Genomic DNA, 24,144 nt, shown 5'->3' on the forward strand with positions numbered 1-24,144 from the left:
TAGATTGTGGCTGATGATAATCATAGCACCGACCTTGCCGTAAGCAGCGGTGGTGAACATGCAATGATGCCGAGTTCGAGCAACTCTTCAATGGCTCTGGATACTCAAAATCCAGACGTGGAAGAAAAACGCTCGAACAAGATGGATTTTGCGATGGGTGACCTGGACCTGTTACGTCAAATCGTACTGGTTCTGTCTATCTCCATCTGTGTGGCGCTGATTGTGATGCTGTTCTTTTGGGTTCGTGAACCTGAAATGCGTCCTTTAGGTGTTTATGACACAGAAGAGCTGATCCCAGTGCTGGATTATCTTGATCAGCAAAAACAAGATTACAAACTCGATGGCAATACCATTTTGGTGCCTAACTCTGACTACAACAGCTTAAAACTGAACATGGTTCGTGCTGGAGTCAACAAAGGTTCGGATGCTGCGGGTGATGATATCTTATTAAAAGATATGGGTTTTGGTGTATCGCAACGTCTTGAACAAGAGCGTTTAAAACTCAGTCGTGAACGCCAACTTGCCAACGCCATTGAAGAGATGCGCCAAGTGAGCAAAGCACGTGTGTTGTTGGCACTGCCAAAACAGAGCGTGTTTGTCCGTCAAAATGAACCCGCTTCGGCTTCCGTGTTCTTGACCCTAAGAGCGGGCGCTAGCCTTAAGCAAGAAGAAGTGGATTCTATCGTAGATATGGTCGCCAGCGCCGTTCCCGGTATGCAGCCGACTCGTGTCACTGTCACTGACCAAAACGGTCGTCTGCTCAACTCTGGCTCTCAAGATCCTGTATCGACAGCGCGTCGTAAAGAACAAGATTTGGAACGCAAACAAGAGCAAGAAGTTCGCCAAAAAATCGACTCGGTATTGATCCCTATTTTGGGCATTGGTAACTACACCGCTCAAGTGGATATCGATATGGACTTTAGTGCGGTTGAACAAACCACCAAAAGTTTTGATCCACAAAAACCGGCAACCCGCAGTGAATACACTCTTGAAGATTACAACAACGGTAATGTGGTGGCCGGAGTACCAGGTGCATTGAGTAACCAACCGCCTGCTGATGCTTCGATTCCTCAAGATGTAGCACAGATGAAAGATGGCTCGGGAACGGGTCAAGGTTCTGTGCATAAAGAAGCGACGCGCAACTTTGAATTAGATACTACCATCAGCCATGAACGTAAGCAGAGCGGTGTCATTGCTCGTCAAACGGTCGCTGTGGCAGTGAAAAACCGTCAAACCGTGAATGCGGAAACGGGCGAAGTGACCTACACCCCTCTTAGCGATGCGGAATTGAATGCAATTCGTCAGGTGCTGATCGGTACGGTAGGCTACAATCAAAATCGTGGTGACTTGCTCAACGTATTGAGTATGCAATTTGCTAAACCAGAAGTGGCTGAAACTCCAGATGTACCAATTTGGGAAAATCCAAACTTCAGCGACTGGATTCGTTGGCTAGCAAGTGCATTAGTTATCATTGTCGTGGTCATGGTATTGGTGCGTCCAGCATTGAAGAAACTGCTCAACCCTGCTGCGGTTGAAGAAGATTCAATGTATGGCCCAGATGGTTTGCCTATCGGTGCTGATGGGGAAACTAGCCTAATCGGTAGCGACATTGATGGCGGTGAGCTGTTCGAGTTTGGCTCCGGGATTGATTTGCCGAACTTGCACAAGGATGAGGACGTGCTCAAAGCAGTACGTGCCTTGGTGGCTAACGAGCCTGAACTTGCGGCTCAAGTGGTGAAGAACTGGATGCAAAATGCCTGAACAAAATAACAAAAATGGTGGAGAAGTGGCAGAAACAACCGTTGATATTGCGGATATCCCTGGTGAAGAGCGTGCGGCCATTCTGCTATTAAGTTTGAATGAAGAAGATGCAGCGGGCATTATCCGCCATCTTGAGCCAAAGCAAGTACAGCGTGTCGGTAGTGCGATGGCTCGTGCTAAAGATTTAAGCCAAGAAAAGGTAGGACTAGTGCACCGTGCCTTTTTGGAAGACATACAAAAATACACCAACATTGGTATGGGGAGTGAAGACTTCATGCGTAATGCGTTGGTGGCCGCACTGGGTGCAGATAAAGCTAACAACTTGGTTGACCAAATTCTGCTTGGTACCGGTTCTAAAGGTCTCGATTCGTTGAAATGGATGGACCCTCGTCAAGTAGCGAGCATTATAGTCAACGAACACCCACAGATTCAGACCATTGTATTGTCGTACTTAGAGCCTGACCAATCGGCCGAAATTTTGGCCCAGTTTGCTGAACGTGACCGTCTCGATTTGATGATGCGTATTGCCAACCTTGAAGAAGTTCAACCATCTGCTCTAGCAGAACTGAACGAAATCATGGAGAAACAGTTTGCGGGTCAAGCGGGTGCTCAAGCGGCGAAAATTGGTGGCTTGAAAGCCGCTGCCGATATCATGAACTATCTGGATAACAACATTGAAGGATTACTCATGGATCAAATGCGTGAGCAAGACGAAGATTTGGCAACCCAGATTCAGGATCTGATGTTCGTGTTCGAAAACTTGGTGGAAGTCGACGATCAGGGCATTCAAAAATTGCTGCGTGACGTTCCTCAAGACGTATTGCAACGTGCCCTTAAAGGTGCCGATGATGCTCTACGTGAGAAGATCTTCAAGAACATGTCGAAACGTGCTGCTGAATTGATGAAAGATGACTTGGAAGCAATGGCTCCAATCAAAGTTTCGGATGTGGAAGCATCACAGAAAGAGATTTTGGCAATTGCGCGCAAGATGGCCGACCAGGGCGAAATTATGTTGTCTGGCGGCGCAGACGAATTCTTGTAATTCTGGCTATGCAAGCCACACCCCAAGGGGCCGAATGGGGCCCCTTCTGTTTTTAGAGCATATCGACAATAGGAATCATCATGTCTGGTGAAAGAAAACGCGGGTTTATCCGTCTTGATGCCAATACAGCGACAAGTGACCAGCCTAAAAAGTGGGGCCTAACCGACTACGCAGTGGAGCAAGGCAAGCAAGCCAAAGAAACTGCAATGAACTACGATCCCGGTTGGATGCCCTCTTTTGATGAACCTGAAATTGAAGAACCTAAACCGCTCTCAGTCGAAGACATTGAAGAAATTCGCCAAGCGGCTTATCTCGAAGGTTTAGAGCAAGGCAAAGCTGAAGGGCATGCTCTTGGTTTTGAACAAGGTAAAGCCGAAGGTTATCAAGTGGGTCATGAAGAAGGCGTAAGTGCCGGTCAACAAGAAGGCTTAGCGGCTGGGCAGGAACAAGTTGCGCAGCAAGTGGCTCATTTTGTTGAGATGGCCAACCAATTTTCCCAGCCACTGGAGTTAATGAATGCTCAAGTGGAGAAACAACTGGTGGATATGGTGCTGACCTTGACCAAAGAAGTGGTTCATGTGGAAGTCAAAACCAATCCGCAAATCATTTTAGATACCGTCAAGGCTTCGGTTGAGGCGTTACCGATTGCGGGTCATGCGATTACCCTCAAATTGCATCCCGATGATGTGGAAACCATCCGCCAAGCTTATGGCAATAAAGAGATCGATTTTCGTCAGTGGACGTTAGTGGCAGAGCCTGCTTTGAGTTTGGGCGATGTGCAAATTGAAGCGAGTGATTCAAGCGTTAACTATCGTATGGAAGATCGTATTCGTTCGGTATTAAGTAATTTCTGTGGCACCAATCGTCATCACACAGGTTTAGAGTAATGTTGTCGCTAGCGGAACGTTTATCACACTATAAAACCCAAGGGCTTACCAATCGGCCAATTGCCTCGGGTAAGTTGGTGCGCGTGGTCGGCTTGACCCTGGAGGCGACGGGTTGTCGTGCTCCCATTGGCAGTCTATGTCATATCGAAACCATGCATGGCGTGATGGAAGCAGAAGTGGTCGGTTTTTCTGGCGATAATCTATTTCTTATGCCAAGCGAACAGATCACCGGAATATTGCCGGGAGCGAAAGTCACACCTTTGACGGAAGCAGCAGGTATGCCGGTTGGCATGGAGCTGCTTGGTCGAGTGGTGGATGGGGTCGGTAATCCCCTGGATGGTCTTGGCCCTATTTATACCGAGCATCGCGCTTCTTTGGATGCTCAGCCCATCAACCCTCTCTCACGTAAACCTATTCATGAGCCATTAGATGTTGGCATCAAGGCGATCAATGGCCTATTAACGGTCGGTAAAGGTCAGCGTATTGGCCTGTTTGCTGGCTCTGGTGTGGGTAAATCTGTGACCTTGGGGATGATGACCCGAGGAACGACTGCACAAGTGGTGGTCGTGGGGCTCATTGGTGAACGTGGCCGCGAAGTAAAAGAATTTATTGAAGAAATTTTAGGTGTTGAAGGACGTCAGCGTGCGGTGGTGGTGGCCGCTCCTGCTGATGCTTCACCGCTAATGCGATTAAAGGGCTGCCAAACAGCGCTCACTATTGCCGAATATTTTCGCGATCAAGGCTTAGATGTCCTGCTCTTGATGGACTCTTTGACCCGTTTTGCTCAAGCTCAACGTGAAATTGCATTGTCTGTTGGTGAACCTCCAGCGACGAAAGGTTATCCACCATCGGTGTTTGCTAAATTACCTGCGCTGGTTGAACGGGCGGGTAATGGTGGGCCAGACCAAGGCTCTATTACCGCGTTCTTTACCGTATTGACCGAAGGGGATGACTTACAAGACCCCATCGCGGATGCATCACGTGCGATTTTGGATGGACACATCGTGTTGTCGCGTGAAATGGCCGATGCAGGTCATTACCCAGCGATTGATGTCGAAAAATCGGTCAGCCGTGTTATGCCTCAAGTGACAGACGATGAACATGTCTTGATGTCAAAAGCGGTACGACAAGTGCTTTCTATCTGTCGTAAAAACCAAGATTTGGTGTCGATTGGTGCCTATAAACCAGGTACAGACCAAGCGATTGATAGTGCGTTTACCCTCAAGCCAAAACTTGATCAATATTTGCAGCAAGGGATGAAAGAGTCCGTTCCTTATGACATGTGCGTCAATATGTTGCGGCATGTGTTAGGCGTGGGAGGTTAATAGATGAACAGTGCGTTGGAGTTCTTACTAGAACAAGCTAAAGAGAATGAAAACAAAGCCGTGATGGCGCTTGGTCAGGCTCGTACTGAGCTGCAAAACTATTACCGCCAAATTGAGCAAATCGAACAGTATCGTTTAGATTACTGCCAACAACTGGTTGATCGCGGTAAATCTGGATTAACCGCAAGCGCATATGGTCATCTTCAGCGCTTTTTGAATCAATTAGATGAAACCTTATCTAAGCAGCGTCAAGCTGAAAATCATTTTAAGCAGCAGGTTACCAACTGTGAGCAACATTGGTTGGAGCGGCGTAAACAACGACGTTCTTACGAATGGTTAATCGAGAAGAAACAGCATGATGCGCTGGTGCTTCAAGAAAAACGCGATCAAAAAATGATGGATGAATTTTCCACCTTAAGTTTTAACCGCCGCCGCCTTAATTCCGAACACTAATGCATTTGTTACGTCTTGGCGTGAATTTTGCACCAAAACTTAGAGCAAATGACTGAGCGAATGAGACTGAGTCAGTACCACCTAAGTTTGCTCAAAAATGTCGGGAGAGCCCGATGTCTCAGAGAGCATATTAGCCGTATTAGTGCGAGTGAATGGATATGAATGTGAATACTACGTCTTCGGTAACCAGCGGAAAATCTGCAGAATTATTAAAAGCGTCTGCCGATACCAGCACAGAGAAAAGTGAAGGTAGTTCGGAAGGGTTTCTTGATAAATTGCTCTCGCTGATGTTTGGTGGCAAAGAAGCGGTGGCCGATGGCAAAAACGCGCTGACTGATGTTAAAGATGAAACATCCGATAACGCCGATGAAACCACAGACTCAGTAGGTAAAGATTCAGCTTCCTTACTTGGAAAGGCACTGCAAGGTAAAGGGGTTAAAGACCTTTCTGCCGCTGAGCTAGAGGCATTAACTGAGCTGAGCGAAGAGCAATTAGGTGTGCTCGCCAAACAGCAAGGGGTTCCGTTAGATCAGTTTAAACTGCAGGTAAAGACGGCGCAGATGTCTGAAGCATCTCAATCCAATACCTCTGTAACTCAAGACCCTGAAACGATCAAAAGCCAGTCGGCACAATGGATGAATGCGGGGCAGCAGCTTTTAGGTAAACTGCATCAAGCCAACCAAACCCTGGCAAAAACCACAGCCAATGAGTTAGACGGCAAAGCTTTGCCTCAAAGCTCTGCTCTATCCCAATCTTTATCTGTACAGGCATCTGAAGTAAACAGTGAAGAAAAAGCACTATCAAACAAAGAATTATTAGAGCTTAAGCGCTGGCATGATCTCTCTAAGCCGGACGCTCAAGCTGAAGTGGATGCAGTGATTGCCAGCAGTCCCATCACTGAACAAGAGATGGCTCAGCTCATGGCAGTGAAACAGCAGCACCCTGAATTATCGCAAGATCAATTAAAAGCACTGTTGGCGGCACAGCGTGAACTGCAGCAAGAAGCGCAAGATGCTGTGCCTACAGTGGCAAGTGCTGCTCCGGTTAGCGTTGCTGCCGCTGCAACTGTTGCCGCGCAAGAGGCGGCGAGTTCCCCAAGTTCTGGTATCGCAGATGCGACCATGACCGATAAGCAACGTCTACATTTGTTGCAAGAAATGGCAGCAATGAAAGCCGGACAAACCGTGCAAAATCAAACGTCTGCTCAGCAACCTAATCCACAAGGTGCTAACGGGCATACTAGTGCACTTATGACAGATAAAGCGTTCGCGGCTCAGCAAGTTGCAGCCAATGCCGATAGTGCAGCTCAACCTTTAATTGCGGCTAACCCGATGGCGGCTGCCGCTGCAGCAAGCGATAAAGGGTTAACGGAGGCGGTGTTGAAATCAGCGCTGGGTGCAAACGCATTGGCCGGTTTAGGCAAAGGTAAGTCGGTTTCACCCAATACTGGCGCAGAGAGTTCGTTAGCTCATCAGCTTGCTTCTGCGGCAGGTCAATCGGTTAATGGCGCGAATGGCTTAGTCAGAGCTGAGGCGACCACCGCTACTCATGATGCGGTGCAGTTAACGAAAGATGGCAACGCTGCAGATCAACTGGCTGATCGCGTGCAGATGATGATGTCAAAGAACTTAAAACAGATTGATATTCGTCTTGATCCACCTGAATTAGGTCGTATGCATATCAAGATGCAGATGCATGCCGATGGAGGCGCGTCGGTGCATTTTACGGTGGCAAGTCAACACGCTCGTGATGCGCTAGAGCAATCCATTCCTCGCTTGCGTGAGATGTTATCTCAACAAGGAGTGCAATTGGGCGGTACGTCAGTACAGCATCAAGGCGCAGGTCAGCAACAAGGATATGCTGCCGCTGGTGGTCAATCTGGTCAATCCGGCAGCGGTTCGTCACTCAATCACCAAGAAAATCTTGAAGCGGACGTCAAACTTGATTTGAATGTCGCATCAAAGCGTGATGGAATCAGTTATTACGCTTAAAATGAATAAAAACATAACCGTGTAGGGAAATTATGGCTGACGAAGATGTACAAGCCCCGAAAGGGAAAAGCAAGTTACTGATCATTATTATTGCTGTCGTGGTGTTATTGGCTGCAGGTGGTGGCGCAGCTTTCTTTCTCATGGGGGGAGACGATGAAGCAAAAGCTGAGGCGGCGCCAAAAGAGGAAGTCGTTACTCCAGCTCAACCCGTTTCTTACGTCAATATTGCTCAGCCGTTTGTGTTTAACGTGACTGGCGATAAACGTAACCGCATGGTGCAGATCAAAGTGCAGTTAATGGTGCGCGGTTCTGAAAACGAAGACTTGGCGCGTTACCACTCACCGCTGATTGAAAGTACTATTTTATCGACGTTTGCTTCGGCAACCGTAGAACAACTGCGGACTCCAACAGGACGTATTGAGTTACGTGATAAAGCAACAGAAGACATTAAAGCGGCTCTATCCAAAGCGGTGGGAAATCCAGTGATTGAGCGTGTTTTGTTTACCGACTTTGTAATGCAATAGGTGTGCTGTGACCGATCTATTAAGCCAAGACGAAATTGATGCGCTGCTCCACGGGGTAGATAGCGTTGATGATGTAGAAGATGAGATAGAAAGCCAAGGGGCGGCCAATACGGTCTCATTCGACTTCTCATCACAAGATCGTATTGTCCGTGGTCGAATGCCAACGTTGGAGTTGATCAACGAGCGTTTTGCTCGTCATATGCGTATCAGCTTGTTTAACATGTTGCGTAAAACGGCAGAAGTTTCCATCAACGGTGTTCAGATGATGAAGTTCGGTGAATACCAAAATACCTTATACGTTCCTACCAGTTTGAACATGGTGCGCTTTCGTCCGTTAAAAGGGACGGCTTTAGTGACCATGGAAGCCCGTTTGGTGTTTATCTTGGTAGAAAACTTTTTTGGTGGTGATGGCCGTTACCATGCGCGTATTGAAGGGCGTGAATTTACGCCAACCGAACGTCGCGTTATTCAGCTGCTGTTGAAAATCGTGTTTGGCGATTATAAAGAAGCTTGGTCACCCGTGATGGGGGTTGAGTTTGAGTATTTGGATTCAGAAGTGAACCCAAGTATGGCAAACATTGTGAGCCCAACCGAAGTGATTGTCGTGAGCTCATTCCATATTGAAGTGGACGGTGGCGGCGGCGATTTCCACGTGGTGATGCCTTATTCGATGGTTGAGCCAATTCGCGAACTGCTCGATGCGGGTGTGCAATCGGACAAGATGGAAACCGACGTTCGTTGGAGTTCCGCGCTGCGCGAAGAGATCATGGATGTACCGGTGAACTTTCGCGTCAACTTGCTTGAGAAGAACATTGCACTTCGCGATTTGATGGAATTACAACCAGGCGATATTATTCCGATTGATATGCCTAAGCATGCAGTTATGTTTGTGGAAGAGCTGCCAACCTATCGTGTGAAGATGGGGCGCTCAGGCGACAAGCTTGCGGTGCAGGTTTCAGAGAAAATTAAACGTCCAGATGTGGTGAAAACCGATTTGGCATTTTTAGGCAAAGATATTATTGCTGAGCTCGAAAATGAAGAGGCCGATGATCCTCGTCCTCACTATCACGGCTTAGATTAAAAGAAAGGGTGACACAGATGTCAAAAAGTGAAGATCAACGACTGGCTGATGAATGGGCTGCTGCGTTAGGTGAAGATCCAAACGCTCCCGACATTGATGTGGACGAAGTCCTTGCCGCCCCTTTAGATGAACTTAAAGATACCTCAACACCGATCAGTGATGATGAGCGTCGTAAGCTCGACACCATCATGGACATTCCGGTGACCATCTCAATGGAAGTGGGGCGTTCTAAAATCAGTATTCGTAACCTATTGCAACTTAACCAAGGGTCAGTCGTTGAGCTTGATCGTATCGCGGGGGAATCCTTGGATGTGATGGTTAATGGTACTCTGATTGCCCACGGTGAAGTGGTGGTGGTCAACGATAAATTTGGTATTCGTTTAACTGACGTGATTAGCCAAACTGAACGTATTAAGAAACTGAGATAGCCCATGAAGAAAATCATGGGATTGGTGCTCGGTATGCTGAGTACTCCGGTTTGGGCACAAGAGACTAAACCGGGACAGTTTGATATAGCGACCACAGTAGGGTCGCTATTGTTCGTTATTGCCCTGATTCTTTTTCTTGGCTGGTTGATGAAGCGCATGCGTGTGCCCACGATGGGGCAGCAGAAAGGTCTTAGTATTGTGCGTCAAATCCCCGTCGGTACTAAAGAGCGCATCATGATTGTTCAAGCGGGTGAAGAGCAATTTTTGGTCGGGGCGACCACTCAGTCCATTCAATTAATTGCCAAGTTAGAGACGCCTCTAGCTCAAGAGGAAGTCAGTGCGACGCCTTTTGCGGTGCAATTAAGTAACTTACTGAAGAAAAATGATAAAAAATCATCCTAACCGTTATTCTGCAGCAGTGAAATCGTGGCTGATCGCGCTATGGGTAAGCCTAGCGGTGGTGTTGTGTCCGACGGTTGCTTTCGCGCAAGCCGAGCAAGATAACGCCGCGTCACCTAGCATGTCGCTATCAACCAGTACTACCCAAAGCAGTAATGGCAGCAAATCCATTGCGATTACTAACCGTACCGGTGGCGTGCCGGCATTAACGGTAACCACGAATCCTGATGGCAGTGAAGATTACTCGGTCAATCTGCAAATTCTCGCGTTAATGACCATGCTGGGCTTTTTGCCCGCCATCGTGATTTTGATGACGTCATTTACCCGTATTGTGGTGGTGATGTCGATCTTGCGCCAAGCGATGGGCTTGCAACAGACACCATCAAACCAAGTCATCATCGGTATCGCGCTTTTCTTAACCTTTTTTATCATGGCACCGGTGTTTAACCGTATTAATGAGCAGGCTATTCAGCCCTATTTGAACGATCAGATTAATGCGCGCCAAGCGTTTAATTTGGCCGAAGCGCCGATGAAGTCGTTTATGCTCAAGCAGACGCGATTGAAAGATCTCGAAACCTTCGTCAACATCGCCGGAGCAAAGGTGGATCAGCCGGAAGATGTATCGATGGCGATTTTGATTCCAGCGTTTATTACCTCTGAGCTAAAAACCGCGTTCCAAATTGGTTTTATGCTGTTTTTACCGTTTTTGATCATCGACTTAGTGGTCGCCTCAGTCTTGATGGCCATGGGTATGATGATGTTGTCACCTATGATTGTCTCGTTGCCATTTAAGCTGATGCTGTTTGTGTTGGTGGATGGTTGGAACCTTATATTGTCGACCTTAGCCGGCAGTTTTGTCATGTGACTAGGGAGATATCATGACACCCGAAATCTTTGTCGAACTGTTTCGTCACGCGCTTTGGATTGTATTGGTGATGGTGTGTGCCATTGTGGTACCCAGTTTGCTCATCGGTTTAGTGGTTGCGGTATTTCAGGCGGCAACTTCGATTAACGAACAGACGTTGAGCTTTTTGCCACGTTTGATTGTGACCCTATTGGCGCTGATGTTTTTCGGCCATTGGATGACCCGGATGCTCATGGAGTTTTTCTACTCGATGATTGAGCAATTACCTCAGGTGATTCACTAGAGGCTTGGTATGGATTATCCAGCAACCACGATTCTTGATTTCATCGCCAACTACTTTTGGCCCTATACACGAATCTCTGCCATGTTGATGGTTATGACCGTGACTGGGGCTCGTTTTGTCTCGCCACGAATTCGTCTCTTCCTGGGTTTGGCAATTACATTCGCTGTCATGCCAGCAATCCCTGCGGTGCCGAAAGGGATCGATCTGTTTTCATTACAAGCGGTGATTGTGACTTTCCAACAGATTGTGATTGGCGTTGCTATGGGGATGATCACTCAATTTATGATTCAAACCTTTGTTTTGCTGGGGCAAATATTGGGGATGCAATCGAGCTTAGGTTTTGCGTCTATGGTTGACCCAGCCAACGGGCAAAGCACACCACTGCTTGGTCAGCTGTTCATGTTTTTGGCGACCATGTTTTTCCTTGCCAGCGATGGGCATCTCAAGATGATCCAACTGGTGGTCATGAGTTTTAAAACTCTGCCGATTGGTGAAACGTCGTTAACCGCGGTCGATTTTCGTGAACTGGCATTGTGGTTCAGTACTATCTTTAAAGTAGCACTGAGCATGTCATTAGCGGGGATTGTTGCGCTGCTGACGGTGAACTTGTCGTTTGGCGTTATGACCCGTGCCGCGCCGCAGTTGAACATCTTCTCGCTGGGCTTCTCATTTGCCCTGTTGGTGGGGTTGCTCTTGTGTTGGTATCTGATTGGCGATTTATACAATCAGTATGATTTGTATTGGACTGAAGGTGAGGAGCAGCTATGTCGCTTGATTCGCACCAACTGTTAGGAGGCTGCATTGGCAGAATCTGACGGTCAAGAACGTACCGAAGAGGCCACACCCCGAAGGCGCGAGCAGGCCAAAGAGAAAGGTCAGGTCGCGCGATCCAAGGAGTTGGCATCCGTCTCCGTTTTGGTGATGGGGGCGTTATCCCTAATGTGGTTTGGTGAAGCACTGGCAAAAGGTTTGCTAGTGGCGATGCGTCGTCTGTTCAGTTTAAGTCGAGAAGAGGTGTTTGATATCGGTAAGCTTATCGATATTGCCCTAGGATCATTCTCGCAGTTACTCATGCCCCTTATCCTAATTTTGGTGACACTCTTTGTCGCGGCGTTTATCGGCGCAGCCGGTGTTGGCGGCTTGAGCTTTTCTACTGAAGCGGCGATGCCTAAATTTTCCAAGATGAACCCACTTAGCGGCTTTAAACGCATGTTTGGTATGCAAAGCTGGGTCGAGCTGGGCAAATCCATTTTGAAAGTGCTGCTGGTTGCGGGGGTTGCATTTTATTTGATTGATGCCTCGAAATACGATTTGTTCCAGCTGGCATCGGATGTCTATCCGCAAAATATTTTTCACGCGCTTAAAATCTTGCTCAACTTTGTGCTGCTCATTAGCTGTTCTTTGCTGGTGGTGGTGGCGATCGATATTCCTTTCCAGCTATGGCAACACTCCAATCAATTGAAGATGACCAAGCAGGAAGTGAAAGATGAATACAAAGACACTGAAGGTAAGCCTGAGGTGAAAGGGCGTATTCGTATGCTACAACGTGAAGCGGCCCAACGTCGTATGATGGCTGATGTGCCACAGGCCGATGTTATTGTCACCAACCCGGAGCACTTCTCGGTGGCGCTGCGCTACAAACAAAATACCGATAAAGCACCGGTGGTGGTGGCAAAAGGGGTGGACCACATGGCGATGAAAATTCGTGAAGTGGCAAGGGAGCACGATATTGCGATTGTGCCAGCTCCGCCTTTGGCGCGTGCGCTTTACCATACCACTGAACTTGAACAAGAGATTCCCGATAGCCTGTTCATCGCAGTGGCTCAAGTATTGGCTTATGTATTCCAACTCAAACAGTATCGTCGCCGCGGTGGGCCGCGACCTAAGTTAAATGAGAAGGGGATGGAGATCCCGCCAGATATGCGTTACTGACGGTTGTCCCTGTTGAGATGACCTAGCGTTCTGGAATTGAGAGCAACACCAGCAGAGCGCCCATACCACCAAATTCGAGTGGGGCTTGGTGAAACGCGAGCACATCGGGATGCTGAGCTAACCAAAGCGGTACTTTCTCTTTCAAAATGTGTTTACCAATGCCGTGTTGTACACAGGCACAGTGAACATTCTCTTTTAAACAGTAGGCAATCATGGCGCCAAGCTCGCGTTTGGCTTCTTGCTGCGTCATGCCATGCATATCGAGAAAAACGTCAGGAACGTACACGCCGCGGCGTAACTTTTTCACCTCATATTTTGAGACATTAGGCCGAGCGTAACGGGTTGGACCCTCTTCGCTCAGCTTTGGCATAAACTCATCGGAGAAATAAAAGTCGTTATCGCTCGCTTCGCGTTCAGTTCGACGAATTTCTTTCTGTTTAGTGTTTCTTTTTGGTGGTTGGACTATGGTATCCTGACGGAACTTTTTTACGCCCTTTACTGCGTCCTGAAATAAAGCGAAATCGTCATCGCCCTCGAATTCATCATGATTTTTGAAGTCGGTGTCTTTATTGCTCATTAGGGATAGATAATCTTTAATTAATCGAAACTGGCAGTATTGTAGCGCTTTTTGGAGGCAAATTTGGATAAGATTTTCGTCGATGAAGCGGTTTCTGAACTGCATACGCTTCAAGATATGATTCGTTGGACTGTGAGCCGTTTTAACGCCGCTAACCTATTTTACGGCCACGGCACTGATAATGCTTGGGATGAAGCAGTACAACTGATTCTACCAACCCTTTATTTGCCTATCGATGTGCCTCCTCATGTGTTGAACTCACGTTTGACCAGCAGCGAGCGTTTACGTGTGGTTGAACGAGTAATTAAGCGTATTAATGAGCGTACGCCAGTTGCTTACCTCACCAACAAAGCGTGGTTCTGCGGTCTTGAGTTTTATGTGGATGAACGTGTATTGGTACCTCGCTCACCGATTGGTGAGATGATCCAAAACCAATTCGAACCTTGGTTGATTGATGAACCAACACGTATCATGGATTTGTGTACTGGTAGTGGTTGTATTGCTATCGCTTGTGCGCACGCATTCCCTGACGCGGAAGTGGATGCAGTAGATATTTCTACTGATGCTCTACAAGTGGCTGAGCAAAATATTCAAGACCACGGTCTTGAGCAGCAAGTGACACCACTGCGTTCGGATCTGTTCCGTGATTTGCCAAAAGTTCAGTATGACCTGATCGTGACTAACCCACCTTATGTGGATCAAGAAGACATGAACAGCCTGCCACAGGAATTCCGTCATGAGCCAGAACTTGGCCTTGCTGCGGGATCTGATGGCTTGAAATTGGTGCGTCGCATTTTTGCTAATGCGCCAAACTATCTGACTGAAAATGGCATTTTGATCTGTGAAGTGGGCAACTCTATGGTTCACTTAATGGAGCAATATCCTAATATTCCATTTACTTGGATTGAGTTTGAAAATGGTGGCCACGGCGTGTTCATGTTGACTCGCCAACAGTTGGTCGACTGTGCAGACGAGTTTAAACTGTACCGCGACTGATTCACCTGACACTCTAAAGCGCCGGCATCTTTGCCGGCGTTTTTCTTTGTGACGCATTTGTCGACGATTAGCGCTTTACATCATTTCGTATTAAAGCCACTATTGGGCTACGAAGAATAGTAATGTTGGTTAAAAGCCGACACATTGTTGCGCTTTTAACTGCCTAATTGAGGAAAGAATGGCAGGAAATAGTATCGGACAACACTTCCGAGTGACAACATTCGGGGAGAGTCACGGTATCGCACTAGGATGTATTGTCGACGGTTGTCCCCCAGGACTCGAGATCTCAGAAGCAGATCTTCAGGTGGATTTAGACCGACGTCGCCCTGGCACGTCCCGTTATACCACTCAACGTCGTGAACCTGATGAAGTGAAAATTTTGTCGGGTGTGTTTGAGGGGAAAACAACAGGGACTTCGATCGGTCTACTGATTGAAAATACCGATCAGCGCTCGAAAGATTATTCTGACATTAAAGACAAGTTCCGCCCTGGTCATGCTGATTATACCTATCATCAAAAATACGGTATTCGTGACTATCGTGGTGGTGGTCGTTCATCGGCTCGCGAAACAGCAATGCGTGTAGCAGCAGGAGCGATTGCGAAAAAATATCTCAAAGATCAATTTGGTATCGAGATCCGCGCCTATTTATCACAAATGGGTGATGTCACTATCGATAAAGTCGATTGGAACGAGATTGAAAATAACCCTTTCTTCTGCCCAGACGTGGATAAAGTGGACGCGTTTGATGAGCTAATTCGTGAGCTCAAGAAAGAGGGCGATTCGATTGGTGCTAAGATCCAAGTTGTAGCAACGGGTGTTCCTGTTGGTCTTGGTGAGCCCGTGTTTGATCGCTTAGATGCCGACATTGCGCATGCGCTTATGAGCATTAACGCGGTCAAAGGCGTTGAGATTGGCGATGGATTTGATGTGGTAAACCAACGTGGTAGTCAACATCGTGACCCGCTAACACCAACTGGTTTTAGAAGTAATCATGCCGGTGGTATTTTGGGTGGTATCTCAAGTGGTCAAGAGATCGTAGCGAATATTGCGTTAAAACCAACGTCGAGCATCACGATTCCAGGTGACACCATCACTAAAGAGGGTGAAGCGACTCAGTTGATTACCAAAGGTCGTCATGACCCATGTGTTGGTATTCGAGCTGTGCCAATTGCTGAAGCGATGTTAGCGATTGTATTGATGGATCATTTACTACGTCACCGCGGCCAGAACGCTGGCGTTGTGACTGAAACACCAAAAATCTAACTCAATCAGAGTGGAAAAAGGCATCCTTCGGGATGTCTTTTTTGTTTCTCCTTTACCTTGGCGGGAAAATCTGGAAAATGCTCGCCGTCTATCCCGTGTTATCAGCGTAAGCAGCAAAATCATGACTCATCAGAATAACGATATTATCCGCATCTTTAACGATACGTTTTTCGACCAATACCAAACGCGCCTAGAGTTAGGGGGAGATGAACCTATCTATCTACCTGCTGACGAACAGCACGATTACCACCGCATCATTTTTGCACGCGGTTATTATGCATCGGCATTACATGAAATTGCCCATTGGCTGGTGGCTGGCCCAGAGCGTCGTTTACTCGAAGACTTTGGTTATTGGTATGAACCTGATGGTCGCACTGCAGAAGTTCAAGCTCAGTTCGAAAATGTCGAAGTTCGTCCTCAAGCGTATGAGTGGATTATTGCTGTGTCTGCCGGTTTCCCTTTTAACGTGAGCTGCGATAACCTCAACGGCGATTTTGAACCGGATCGACTCGCGTTTATGCAGCGTGTACACCGCGAAGTGATGTCGATTTTGGATACGGGTTTACCTTTACGAGTTGCTCAACTCTCTGCGGCGTTGCGTGCGTTTTATCAGACGCCACCGCTCGCGGCAGAGCATTTTTTAGTGAAATAACGAGAAGAATATGATTATTGAATTTGAAGAAAAACTATTAGAGATCATCGACGAACGTATCGCGCATGCTAATGATGACGAACTGTTTGCCGGCGGCTACCTACGTGGTCATATTTCTCTTTCTGCAGCGGCTTGTGAAGAAGAAGGCATTACTGATCTAGAAGTGTTTAAGCAGCGTATCGAAGCGAGCTTAAATGACGCTCGTAGCGAATTAAGCCCAGCAGATCAAGTGATTGTCAGCGGTCTTTGGCATGAACTGTTAGCTCACGCTTAATCGCCATGATTGTTCAAATTAATTGAATGATTCTGTGTATATTTTGTGCTTGTTGCCCTAACCGTTAAGGATTAACCTGACATCATTAAATCAGCTCGAGGTTAATCACATGAAAGTTATCGCTTACGGAGCAAGCACCAGCTCAACATCTATTAACAAAGCATTGGCGACTTACGCAGCTAAGCAGATTGATGGTGCAGAAGTAACAGTATTGGATATCAACAGCTATTCCGTACCTATGTTTACAGAAGACAAAGAAAAAGAGATTGGTCACGCAGAAGGCGCACAAGCTTTCCTTAACGACATTGCTCAAGCTGACGCTTTAGTTATCTCTTTTGCTGAACATAACGGCCATTACCCAGCTGCTTACAAAAACTTGTTCGACTGGGCGACTCGTATCGACCGTAACGTGTTTAAAGATATTCCAGCCGTTTACCTTGCTACTTCTCCTGGCCCTGGCGGTGCAAAATCTGTTTTGGCTGCTGCGACAGGTTCAGCTCCTTTCTTTGGCGGTAATGTTAAAGATTCAGTCTCCATTCCTGCGTTCTACGACAATTTCAATGTTGAAAAGGGCGAAGTGACTAATCCAGAAATTGCTGCTCAAATCAAAGCAGCGGTTGCTAAGCTATCTGCATAATTAGTTTAATTAAATGAATAAAAACCCTGCTTTGCGGGGTTTTTTTCTATTTAAATTCCTGCCGACCTCTCATTTCTTGTCTCCTCAGATTGACGTTATGTTCAATGTCTAAGATAACTGTTTGGGTAATACCTAAAAAGGATTAGGTCTTTCTGCCCTCACAACGCTGCTGATAACCAAGGTTTGGTATTGCTTGTTGTTATCTCCGTTGGTTTCTCTCTGCGTTGTCGAGATTCGACCTAAAAAAGGGATATAAATACAAGGAGTACAAGAATGTACCAAATGATCAAACGAGGATTACTGGCTCTCACTTTGGCAGTCTCTCTGCCTGCGCTAGCGGAAAACTACACAATTGGCACAGGAAGCCAAAGTGGCACTTACTATCCACTAGGTGGGATGCTCGCCAAAATCTGGAGTGAAAACCTTCCTGGTTTTAACATGCGTGCGGAAGTCACTGCAGCATCCGTTGAGAACACCATAAAAGTAGCGACAGGTAAACAGCTAGTGGGAGTGTCGCAAGGCAACGTCGTACTGCAAGCAGCACAAGGGGAAAAACCTTTTCCACGCAAAATGGACGTAACAGTATTGTTCGCCCTTTATCCTAATGTGGTGCAATTTATTGTCCCTGCTGATTCTGATATTCACTCGGTAATGGACCTGAAAGGGAAAAAAGTCTCTTTAGGTGCGCCGGGCTCAGGCACTCGAGTGAGTGCGACCAATATTCTCGAAACCCTAGGCATTTCCACCAGCGATATCAAAGCGCAATCCCTTAACTACACGGCAACGACTAATGCGATTGCGAACGGACAAATTGATGCGGGCGTGATTGTCGGCAGCTTAGGGGTAGGTGCTATTACCGAACTGGCTCTGACTCGCGATATTCGCGTGCTCTCTTTTACCACCGATGAGCTGAAAAAAATCAGCGCCGCTAACCCTTCTTATATCGAGCAAGATGTACCTAAAGACAGTTACAACAACGTACCTGCCTTTAAAGCTCCTGCGGTATGGAACGTGTTAGTCGTGAACAAAAATCTTGACCCTAACTTGGCCTATCAAATGACCAAAGTCGCTTTTGATCATATGGATGAGATTCGTAAAGTGATTAACGTTATGCAGTTCACCACCGTGGAAAACATGAACAAACTGGATGGTATTGCACTGCATCCGGGAGCGGAAAAATATCGTCAAGAACAGATGAGTCAATAATCTCCCTCGGTACAAACTGACGTTTTTGCATGGAGTTAGCGATGAGTCAGAATAGCAATTTTAATCGGAAATTAGCCGATGGTCTTACCTTGATAGCCGCGTTTGTGGCTATCGTCTTTTCTATTTTTCAACTGTGGCAAAGTATTTCTGCCCATCTTTCTGCTCCGGTATTTTTACCGATTCACCTAAGTTGGGTATTAGTACTGGTGTTTTTGGCCTATCCGTTATGCCGTAATCAGGAACACGCTCAATGGTATGTGCTGGGTCGTGTCATTGACTTAGCCTTGATGATAGTGACCTGTTGGGCCACGTGGCGGATCGCTCAATTTGATTATGACGACATCAGCTTTTTGCTCGATGGGTTAACCCTTGAAGATCAAATTGCTGGCGTGGTAGTTATTATTACCTTGATGGAGGCGACCAGACGCACCGTTGGTATTGTCATGGTGCTGATTGCGGTGATCTTTTTGGCTTACGCCTTATTTGGCAATGTGTTACCGGCCAACATCGCCAGCAAAGGCTTCTCTCTGGAAGAGATCATTCGTTTCCATATCTTCTCTACCAATGGGGTGTACGGTGCGCCACTGGCCATCTCGGCAGGGGTGGTGTTTATCTTTGTTCTGTTTGGTGCGTTTTTGCAGGTCACCGGAGCAGGGCAATTTTTCATTGATATGGCGTTTGCTGTCGCTGGGAAATATCGCGGTGGACCCGCGAAAGCGAGTGTGATTGCCTCTGCGGCGTTGGGCTCGATTTCAGGAAGTGCGATAGCAAACACGGTGACCACTGGCGCGTTGACGATCCCCATGATGAAAAAGCTCGGTTACAAGGCCGAGCAAGCGGCGGGGATTGAAGCTGCGGCATCGACTGGTGGGCAAATTATGCCTCCTGTGATGGGGGCGGGCGCTTTTGTGATGGCGCAATTTACCGGTATTCCCTATAGCGACATACTGTTGGTTTCTATTGCTCCGGCCATTTTGTACTTCATGTGTACCTTATTGTATGTCCATTTGATGGCGTGCAAGTTGGGGCTAGAGGGGATGACTGTTACCGAAAAAATGCGAGTGGTACTGGTGAATGGTTGGCACTTTTTAGTGCCATTGGTGCTCATCACGTTATTGCTGTTACTCAGTTATTCTCCGGTATTGGTCGGTGTCGCGGGCTGTGTGGCTATTTTGGCGGCGGCAATGCTGCGCAAAGCAACGCGAATTCATTGGCGTGATTTCTTTGAAGGGATGAAGCAGGGCGCACTATTGATCCTGCCGATTTCGGCTGCCTGTGCGACTGCCGGCATTGTGGTTGGTGTGGTTGGTCAAACCGGGATTGGTTTGCAGTTTACCCAATTTTTGATAGCGATGTCCGGTGGTTACCTATGGTCGGTGCTGGCGCTCATCGCTTTAGCTGCGGTGATCTTAGGAATGGGGTTACCGGTAACCGCTGCCTATATTGTGCTGTCGATTATGGCGGTGCCAGCCTTGATGAAGTTGGGTGTGAGTCTACTTGCCGCGCATATGATTGTGTTCTGGTTATCGCAGACTTCTAACGTAACTCCACCGATTGCTCTGGCCGCATTTGCGGGGGCGGGGATTGCCAATGCAAGTCCAATGCGCTCTGCTGTGCAAGCGTTCAAATTGGCACAGGGGTTCTTTTTGATTCCGGCGATGATGGCATTTTCTGGCCTGATTTTCCTTGATGAATCGATTTGGCACTTTGTGGTTTCGATTATCGCTACCATTACGCTGTTTGTCGCATTTGCTGGTGGTATTGAAGGGCGATTGGTACAAAAGCTAACCCTTATAGAACGGGCGATTTTATTAGCGATGGCGCTCACTGTGCTGTTCTCAAGTGACATTGTGCGTCTATTAGCCATGTGTGTGGTGATCGCGATTACCGTGATTAATGCTCGCCACCATCTGGTGAAAGTTGTGCAATCGTGATGGTGAAAGAGGTTATATCTTGCTAAAACACAAAGGACCCATTGGGTCCTTTGTGTTAGTGGTCATATTAACCTCGGTCTTACGCGTGTTTTTGTGTAATGGCTTTGCCTTTACGTAGCTTACGGACCCACATGCGACTTGGATGCAGCGTTTCCAATACTTGCGTCGGAAACGGTAATGGATGCTGACACATCTGTGAGGCCAGCATTTCTGCTAGCAGGGGAGCTGAGCTTAAACCGCGCGCCCCTAAGCCAATAAACGCATACAAATCGGGATATTGGCTGACGTTTGGAATTTGGTCATCGCTCATTTCGGGTAGCGGTTGATACTGTTCGATGATGGCATCAAACTGACCTACATTACCGACAAAAGGCAGATGATCTCGGCTAACACAGCGCACACCTTGGCGTGATTCGTTACCGCTGGTATCCACCTGTTTAGCCCAGTCTTTGTCTGGAAGACACTTCACCAGACGTTGGCCATTTTCAACTTGGTCATCGGGATTAAACTGATTGTCCACTTGGCCACGATGATAGCTCGCACCGATACAATGCTGTTGATTGTTGGGGTTCACTGGGGTCATGTAACCATCGTAGCAAAGCACGGTTTTAAGTGCGCCAATGGCTGCATTAGTAGGTATATGACTCACTTGACCTTTGACCTTATTGAGCGGAATCATACGAGTTTGCTCAAACTGATCAAATTGATGACCGTTTGCCACCACCACCGCTTGGTGACGCACCACCTGGTCATTGACGCTAAGGAGCCAGTGGGTGTTATCACTGTCGCGACTCAATTGAGTCACTGCAGAACGGTAATGCACAGTAAAAAGATCATCATGATCTAAATGCGCAATCAACCCTTGGGTTAATTGCGCAGGGCAGAGCCAGCCACCGAGTGGGTAGCTAATTGCATCCATACCGATATCCACTCCGGTAACCGTGTCCGTTTCCTCGGGATTGAGGCCTTGCACTAGGCTCGTATCGTACTGACCTTGTACCAGTTGGCTCAGCTTTTGTGTCGATTTGTCATCCCACATCAGTTGGGTTACGCCACACCAATCATGGTCGTAGGCAATCTGTTTTGCGGCTTGGTCAGCAAATTGTCTGGCATAAAGAAACGCCGAAGCAAACACGCGCGACACGTCGCTTTCCGTGCCGTTCAGTAACGGGTAAACGGCCCCTTGGCGGTTGCCTGAGGCGCCTTGAGCTGGCTGTTCGTCTTGGCAGTACAAGGTGACTTTGACACCACGACGAACCAGTGAGTAGGCTAAGGTCGCACTGGCGATACCGCCACCGATAATAGCGACATCGGAAAGGTTATCTGTCCCTTGACGGGCAAAGCAGGGATGGATATTGGTGAAAGGAATTTTCTGTTCGATTTTGCCCGCAATCATCTCCCGCTTAGTACCAAAGCCTTTGACCTTTTTCATCGCAAATCCCGCTTCGATAAGTCCACGACGGACAAAACCTGCGGCGGTAAAGGTTGCGACGGAACACTCTGCTTTAGCAAGGCGAGCCATATTATTAAATAGGGCCTGATTCCACATTTCCGGGTTTTTGCTTGGTGCAAACCCATCGAGGAACCAAGCATCGACTAAACCCTGTTCCAGAGTCGGTACGCTAGGCATGCAATCTTTGATGTCACCAAACCACAAATCCAGTGTGATCGCCCCATCCGCTAGGACTAAACGATGACAATCAGGTACCGCTGGAGGATAATATTCGTGCAATTGATTGGCATATTCGGCGAGTTCAGGCCAAGCTTGATGAGCTTTGATCAGATCTTGCTTACTCAGCGGAAACTTCTCAAAGCTAATAAAATGCAGTGATTTCAGCTTGGCATCTGGATGTTCTTGTCGGAAAATGTCGAACCACTGCCAAAGTGCCAGGAAGTTTAACCCGGTGCCGAAGCCAGTTTCAGCGACAACGAAGCGATCTTGGTCATAATCATGCCATCTCTGCGGCAGATGATTCTGGGTCAAGAAAACGTAACGCGTCTCTTCAAGGCCGTTTACGTTGGAAAAATAGACGTCATCAAATTGGTCAGAAACAGGCGTACCAGCGTCGTTCCAGTCGAGCTGAGCATGGGTAATAGAGGTCATCATGGGTGATTTCTATGAAAAACAGGCAAAAGATGACTAAGATTGTACGGATTTATAGGAAAGCTGACCACTTTTGTTATCCTAGATCTGTTATCATTTAGCAGAATTTTGAATTATAGGAATGTCACATGAAACGAGTCGTAATCACCGGTATGGGGATTATCTCAAGTATCGGTAACAACGTCGAAGAAGTTTTAGCGTCTCTAAAAGCAGGCAAATCGGGTATTACCGCTTCAGAACAGTTCAAAGAGCACGGCCTACGCTCACAAGTGTGGGGCGACCTGAAGATTAACCCTGCTGAACATATTGACCGCAAGCAAATGCGTTTCATGGGTGATGCAGCCGCTTATGCATACCTAGCATTAGAACAAGCGATCGCAGATTCAGGCCTAGCACCTGAACAAGTGTCTAATGATCGCACTGGTATCATTGCAGGTTCTGGTGGTGCTTCATCTCAGAACCAAGCAATTGCTGTTGACACTCTACGTGAAAAAGGCGTGAAACGTGTTGGTCCTTACATGGTACCTCGTACTATGTCTTCTACCGTTTCTGCATGTCTAGCAACACCATTTAAAATCCGTGGCGTGAACTACTCAATCAGTTCTGCATGTGCGACTTCTGCACACTGTATTGGTAACGCGATGGAACTTATCCAATTGGGTAAACAAGACGTTGTGTTCGCAGGTGGTGGTGAAGAGCTCGATTGGACTCTAACCATGATGTTTGATGCAATGGGTGCATTGTCTACTAAGTACAATGAAACTCCAGATCAAGCTTCTCGTACTTACGATGCAAACCGCGATGGTTTCGTTATCTCTGGTGGCGGTGGTATGGTCGTACTAGAAGAACTAGAACACGCTCTAGCTCGTGGCGCAAAAATCTACGGTGAAGTAGTAGGTTACGGTGCGACTTCTGATGGTTACGACATGGTAGCTCCATCAGGTGAAGGCGCGGTGCGTTGTATGAAGATGGCAATGCAAAACGTTGACGGCGTAGACTACGTGAACACTCACGGTACTTCTACTCCTGTTGGTGACGTGAAAGAACTTGGCGCAATCCAAGAAGTATTCGGTGGCAACAGCCCAGCGATTTCTGCAACGAAAGCGATGACTGGTCACGCTCTAGGTGCAGCTGGCGTGCATGAAGCTATCTACTCAACTCTGATGCTTCACCACGGTTTCATTGCTCCAAGTATCAACATCTCTGAGCTGGATGCAGCTTCAGAAGGTCTTGATATCGTTACTGCAATGCGCGAACAAGAGTTAACTACTGTTATGTCAAACAGCTTTGGCTTCGGCGGTACTAACGCGACTTTGGTTATCAAAAAATACCAAGGCTAAGCAGGAGTAAACTGGCACTAACAACGGATTACGTTGAATAAAGTGTCAGTGATATCAAGGTTACTATTTGTCTTGATAATGCTTTTGCTAGCAAAGATGCCCGGCACCTTTAGGTGCCGGGCATTTTTATTCTCGACACTGTGCAAGGATTTTTGCACAATGCCTGCAGTGTCAATGAGTATGAAGCCG

Annotated in this window: 24 protein-coding genes; 22 read left to right on the forward strand and 2 right to left on the reverse strand. The window is 47.4% G+C overall.

Going from position 1 to position 24,144, the window contains the following annotated elements:
• Positions 1–6 precede the first annotated feature (6 nt).
• From fliF to flhB, 14 genes are all read left to right on the forward strand, one after another.
• Positions 7–1,761: a flagellar basal-body MS-ring/collar protein FliF gene (gene fliF, locus OCV11_RS04240; RefSeq protein WP_261895182.1), complete on the forward strand. Its 1,755-nt coding sequence runs from the start codon at positions 7–9 to the stop codon at positions 1,759–1,761.
• Positions 1,754–2,803 carry a flagellar motor switch protein FliG gene (gene fliG, locus OCV11_RS04245; RefSeq protein ID WP_261895183.1) on the forward strand — a complete coding sequence of 350 codons (1,050 nt, stop codon included), beginning with the start codon at positions 1,754–1,756 and terminating at the stop codon, positions 2,801–2,803. Before fliF ends, fliG begins: the two co-directional genes overlap by 8 nt.
• A gap of 80 nt (positions 2,804–2,883) precedes the next feature.
• Positions 2,884–3,690, forward strand: coding sequence for a flagellar assembly protein FliH (gene fliH / locus OCV11_RS04250; RefSeq protein WP_261895184.1), 807 nt, complete (start codon positions 2,884–2,886; stop codon positions 3,688–3,690).
• Entirely contained in the window at positions 3,690–5,015 is a 1,326-nt protein-coding gene (gene fliI / locus OCV11_RS04255; protein WP_261895186.1) for a flagellar protein export ATPase FliI, read from the forward strand. Before fliH ends, fliI begins: the two co-directional genes overlap by 1 nt.
• Positions 5,016–5,018: 3 nt before the next feature.
• Complete coding sequence (fliJ, locus tag OCV11_RS04260; protein ID WP_261895187.1) at positions 5,019–5,468, forward strand: flagellar export protein FliJ; 450 nt, start codon at positions 5,019–5,021, stop codon at positions 5,466–5,468.
• A 164-nt stretch (positions 5,469–5,632) separates the two neighbouring features.
• A complete protein-coding gene (locus tag OCV11_RS04265; RefSeq protein ID WP_261895188.1) occupies positions 5,633–7,459 on the forward strand; it encodes a flagellar hook-length control protein FliK in 1,827 nt (608 codons plus the stop codon).
• A gap of 32 nt (positions 7,460–7,491) precedes the next feature.
• Positions 7,492–7,983 (forward strand): flagellar basal body-associated protein FliL, encoded by a 492-nt coding sequence (gene fliL / locus OCV11_RS04270; protein WP_261895189.1) that lies wholly within the window; start codon positions 7,492–7,494, stop codon positions 7,981–7,983.
• A 7-nt stretch (positions 7,984–7,990) separates the two neighbouring features.
• Positions 7,991–9,064: a flagellar motor switch protein FliM gene (gene fliM, locus OCV11_RS04275; protein WP_261895190.1), complete on the forward strand. Its 1,074-nt coding sequence runs from the start codon at positions 7,991–7,993 to the stop codon at positions 9,062–9,064.
• A 17-nt stretch (positions 9,065–9,081) separates the two neighbouring features.
• On the forward strand, positions 9,082–9,492 hold the full coding sequence (gene fliN, locus OCV11_RS04280) for a flagellar motor switch protein FliN (RefSeq protein WP_261895191.1): 411 nt from the start codon (positions 9,082–9,084) through the stop codon (positions 9,490–9,492).
• A gap of 3 nt (positions 9,493–9,495) precedes the next feature.
• The gene (gene fliO / locus OCV11_RS04285) at positions 9,496–9,894 is read left to right on the forward strand and encodes a flagellar biosynthetic protein FliO (protein WP_373332803.1); all 399 of its coding nucleotides are present in this window, start codon (positions 9,496–9,498) and stop codon (positions 9,892–9,894) included.
• Positions 9,875–10,756, forward strand: coding sequence for a flagellar type III secretion system pore protein FliP (fliP, locus tag OCV11_RS04290; protein WP_261895192.1), 882 nt, complete (start codon positions 9,875–9,877; stop codon positions 10,754–10,756). Before fliO ends, fliP begins: the two co-directional genes overlap by 20 nt.
• 13 nt (positions 10,757–10,769) lie before the next feature.
• On the forward strand, positions 10,770–11,039 hold the full coding sequence (fliQ, locus tag OCV11_RS04295; RefSeq protein WP_068712599.1) for a flagellar biosynthesis protein FliQ: 270 nt from the start codon (positions 10,770–10,772) through the stop codon (positions 11,037–11,039).
• A 9-nt stretch (positions 11,040–11,048) separates the two neighbouring features.
• Positions 11,049–11,831, forward strand: a complete 783-nt coding sequence (fliR, locus tag OCV11_RS04300) for a flagellar biosynthetic protein FliR (RefSeq protein WP_261895193.1) — start codon at positions 11,049–11,051, stop codon at positions 11,829–11,831.
• A gap of 9 nt (positions 11,832–11,840) precedes the next feature.
• Entirely contained in the window at positions 11,841–12,971 is a 1,131-nt protein-coding gene (flhB, locus tag OCV11_RS04305; protein WP_261895195.1) for a flagellar biosynthesis protein FlhB, read from the forward strand.
• A gap of 22 nt (positions 12,972–12,993) precedes the next feature.
• On the opposite strand, the gene smrB is transcribed toward flhB, so the two are convergent.
• On the reverse strand, positions 12,994–13,548 hold the full coding sequence (smrB, locus tag OCV11_RS04310; protein ID WP_261895196.1) for an endonuclease SmrB: 555 nt from the start codon (positions 13,546–13,548) through the stop codon (positions 12,994–12,996).
• 63 nt (positions 13,549–13,611) lie between these two features.
• Between smrB and prmB the strand changes: the two genes are divergently transcribed.
• The 7 genes from prmB (at position 13,612) to OCV11_RS04345 (ending at position 20,511) form a co-directional block, all read left to right on the forward strand.
• Positions 13,612–14,544 (forward strand): 50S ribosomal protein L3 N(5)-glutamine methyltransferase, encoded by a 933-nt coding sequence (prmB, locus tag OCV11_RS04315; protein WP_261895197.1) that lies wholly within the window; start codon positions 13,612–13,614, stop codon positions 14,542–14,544.
• 178 nt (positions 14,545–14,722) lie between these two features.
• On the forward strand, positions 14,723–15,808 hold the full coding sequence (gene aroC / locus OCV11_RS04320) for a chorismate synthase (RefSeq protein WP_261895198.1): 1,086 nt from the start codon (positions 14,723–14,725) through the stop codon (positions 15,806–15,808).
• Between the two features lie 121 nt (positions 15,809–15,929).
• Positions 15,930–16,460 carry an elongation factor P hydroxylase gene (locus OCV11_RS04325; protein ID WP_261895199.1) on the forward strand — a complete coding sequence of 177 codons (531 nt, stop codon included), beginning with the start codon at positions 15,930–15,932 and terminating at the stop codon, positions 16,458–16,460.
• Between the two features lie 10 nt (positions 16,461–16,470).
• Positions 16,471–16,734 (forward strand): YfcL family protein, encoded by a 264-nt coding sequence (locus tag OCV11_RS04330; RefSeq protein ID WP_261895200.1) that lies wholly within the window; start codon positions 16,471–16,473, stop codon positions 16,732–16,734.
• Between the two features lie 109 nt (positions 16,735–16,843).
• On the forward strand, positions 16,844–17,371 hold the full coding sequence (locus OCV11_RS04335) for an NADPH-dependent FMN reductase (RefSeq protein ID WP_261895202.1): 528 nt from the start codon (positions 16,844–16,846) through the stop codon (positions 17,369–17,371).
• A 273-nt stretch (positions 17,372–17,644) separates the two neighbouring features.
• Positions 17,645–18,577, forward strand: coding sequence for a TAXI family TRAP transporter solute-binding subunit (locus tag OCV11_RS04340; RefSeq protein ID WP_261895203.1), 933 nt, complete (start codon positions 17,645–17,647; stop codon positions 18,575–18,577).
• A 41-nt stretch (positions 18,578–18,618) separates the two neighbouring features.
• Positions 18,619–20,511: a TRAP transporter permease gene (locus OCV11_RS04345; protein ID WP_261895204.1), complete on the forward strand. Its 1,893-nt coding sequence runs from the start codon at positions 18,619–18,621 to the stop codon at positions 20,509–20,511.
• Between the two features lie 79 nt (positions 20,512–20,590).
• Here OCV11_RS04345 and mnmC read toward each other — a convergent pair whose 3' ends face one another.
• The gene (mnmC, locus tag OCV11_RS04350) at positions 20,591–22,615 is read right to left on the reverse strand and encodes a bifunctional tRNA (5-methylaminomethyl-2-thiouridine)(34)-methyltransferase MnmD/FAD-dependent 5-carboxymethylaminomethyl-2-thiouridine(34) oxidoreductase MnmC (protein ID WP_261896224.1); all 2,025 of its coding nucleotides are present in this window, start codon (positions 22,613–22,615) and stop codon (positions 20,591–20,593) included.
• A 128-nt stretch (positions 22,616–22,743) separates the two neighbouring features.
• Here mnmC and fabB point away from each other — a divergent pair, with 128 nt between their 5' ends.
• The gene (gene fabB / locus OCV11_RS04355) at positions 22,744–23,955 is read left to right on the forward strand and encodes a beta-ketoacyl-ACP synthase I (protein ID WP_261895205.1); all 1,212 of its coding nucleotides are present in this window, start codon (positions 22,744–22,746) and stop codon (positions 23,953–23,955) included.
• The last annotated feature ends 189 nt before the right edge of the window (positions 23,956–24,144 follow it).

This window comes from Vibrio porteresiae DSM 19223, assembly GCF_024347055.1.
Taxonomy (GTDB): domain Bacteria; phylum Pseudomonadota; class Gammaproteobacteria; order Enterobacterales; family Vibrionaceae; genus Vibrio; species Vibrio porteresiae.

Coding starts and splice junctions, on each gene's coding strand:
- aroC (WP_261895198.1), top strand. CDS start 14,723: ATGGCAGGAAATAGTATCGGACAACACTTCCGAGTGACAACATTCGGG.
- fliL (WP_261895189.1), top strand. CDS start 7,492: ATGGCTGACGAAGATGTACAAGCCCCGAAAGGGAAAAGCAAGTTACTG.
- fliH (WP_261895184.1), top strand. CDS start 2,884: ATGTCTGGTGAAAGAAAACGCGGGTTTATCCGTCTTGATGCCAATACA.
- mnmC (WP_261896224.1), bottom strand. CDS start 22,615: ATGACCTCTATTACCCATGCTCAGCTCGACTGGAACGACGCTGGTACG.
- fliJ (WP_261895187.1), top strand. CDS start 5,019: ATGAACAGTGCGTTGGAGTTCTTACTAGAACAAGCTAAAGAGAATGAA.
- OCV11_RS04330 (WP_261895200.1), top strand. CDS start 16,471: ATGATTATTGAATTTGAAGAAAAACTATTAGAGATCATCGACGAACGT.
- smrB (WP_261895196.1), bottom strand. CDS start 13,548: ATGAGCAATAAAGACACCGACTTCAAAAATCATGATGAATTCGAGGGC.
- fabB (WP_261895205.1), top strand. CDS start 22,744: ATGAAACGAGTCGTAATCACCGGTATGGGGATTATCTCAAGTATCGGT.
- fliR (WP_261895193.1), top strand. CDS start 11,049: ATGGATTATCCAGCAACCACGATTCTTGATTTCATCGCCAACTACTTT.
- fliQ (WP_068712599.1), top strand. CDS start 10,770: ATGACACCCGAAATCTTTGTCGAACTGTTTCGTCACGCGCTTTGGATT.
- OCV11_RS04335 (WP_261895202.1), top strand. CDS start 16,844: ATGAAAGTTATCGCTTACGGAGCAAGCACCAGCTCAACATCTATTAAC.
- OCV11_RS04340 (WP_261895203.1), top strand. CDS start 17,645: ATGTACCAAATGATCAAACGAGGATTACTGGCTCTCACTTTGGCAGTC.
- OCV11_RS04325 (WP_261895199.1), top strand. CDS start 15,930: ATGACTCATCAGAATAACGATATTATCCGCATCTTTAACGATACGTTT.
- fliI (WP_261895186.1), top strand. CDS start 3,690: ATGTTGTCGCTAGCGGAACGTTTATCACACTATAAAACCCAAGGGCTT.
- fliO (WP_373332803.1), top strand. CDS start 9,496: ATGAAGAAAATCATGGGATTGGTGCTCGGTATGCTGAGTACTCCGGTT.
- fliP (WP_261895192.1), top strand. CDS start 9,875: ATGATAAAAAATCATCCTAACCGTTATTCTGCAGCAGTGAAATCGTGG.
- fliN (WP_261895191.1), top strand. CDS start 9,082: ATGTCAAAAAGTGAAGATCAACGACTGGCTGATGAATGGGCTGCTGCG.
- fliG (WP_261895183.1), top strand. CDS start 1,754: ATGCCTGAACAAAATAACAAAAATGGTGGAGAAGTGGCAGAAACAACC.
- OCV11_RS04345 (WP_261895204.1), top strand. CDS start 18,619: ATGAGTCAGAATAGCAATTTTAATCGGAAATTAGCCGATGGTCTTACC.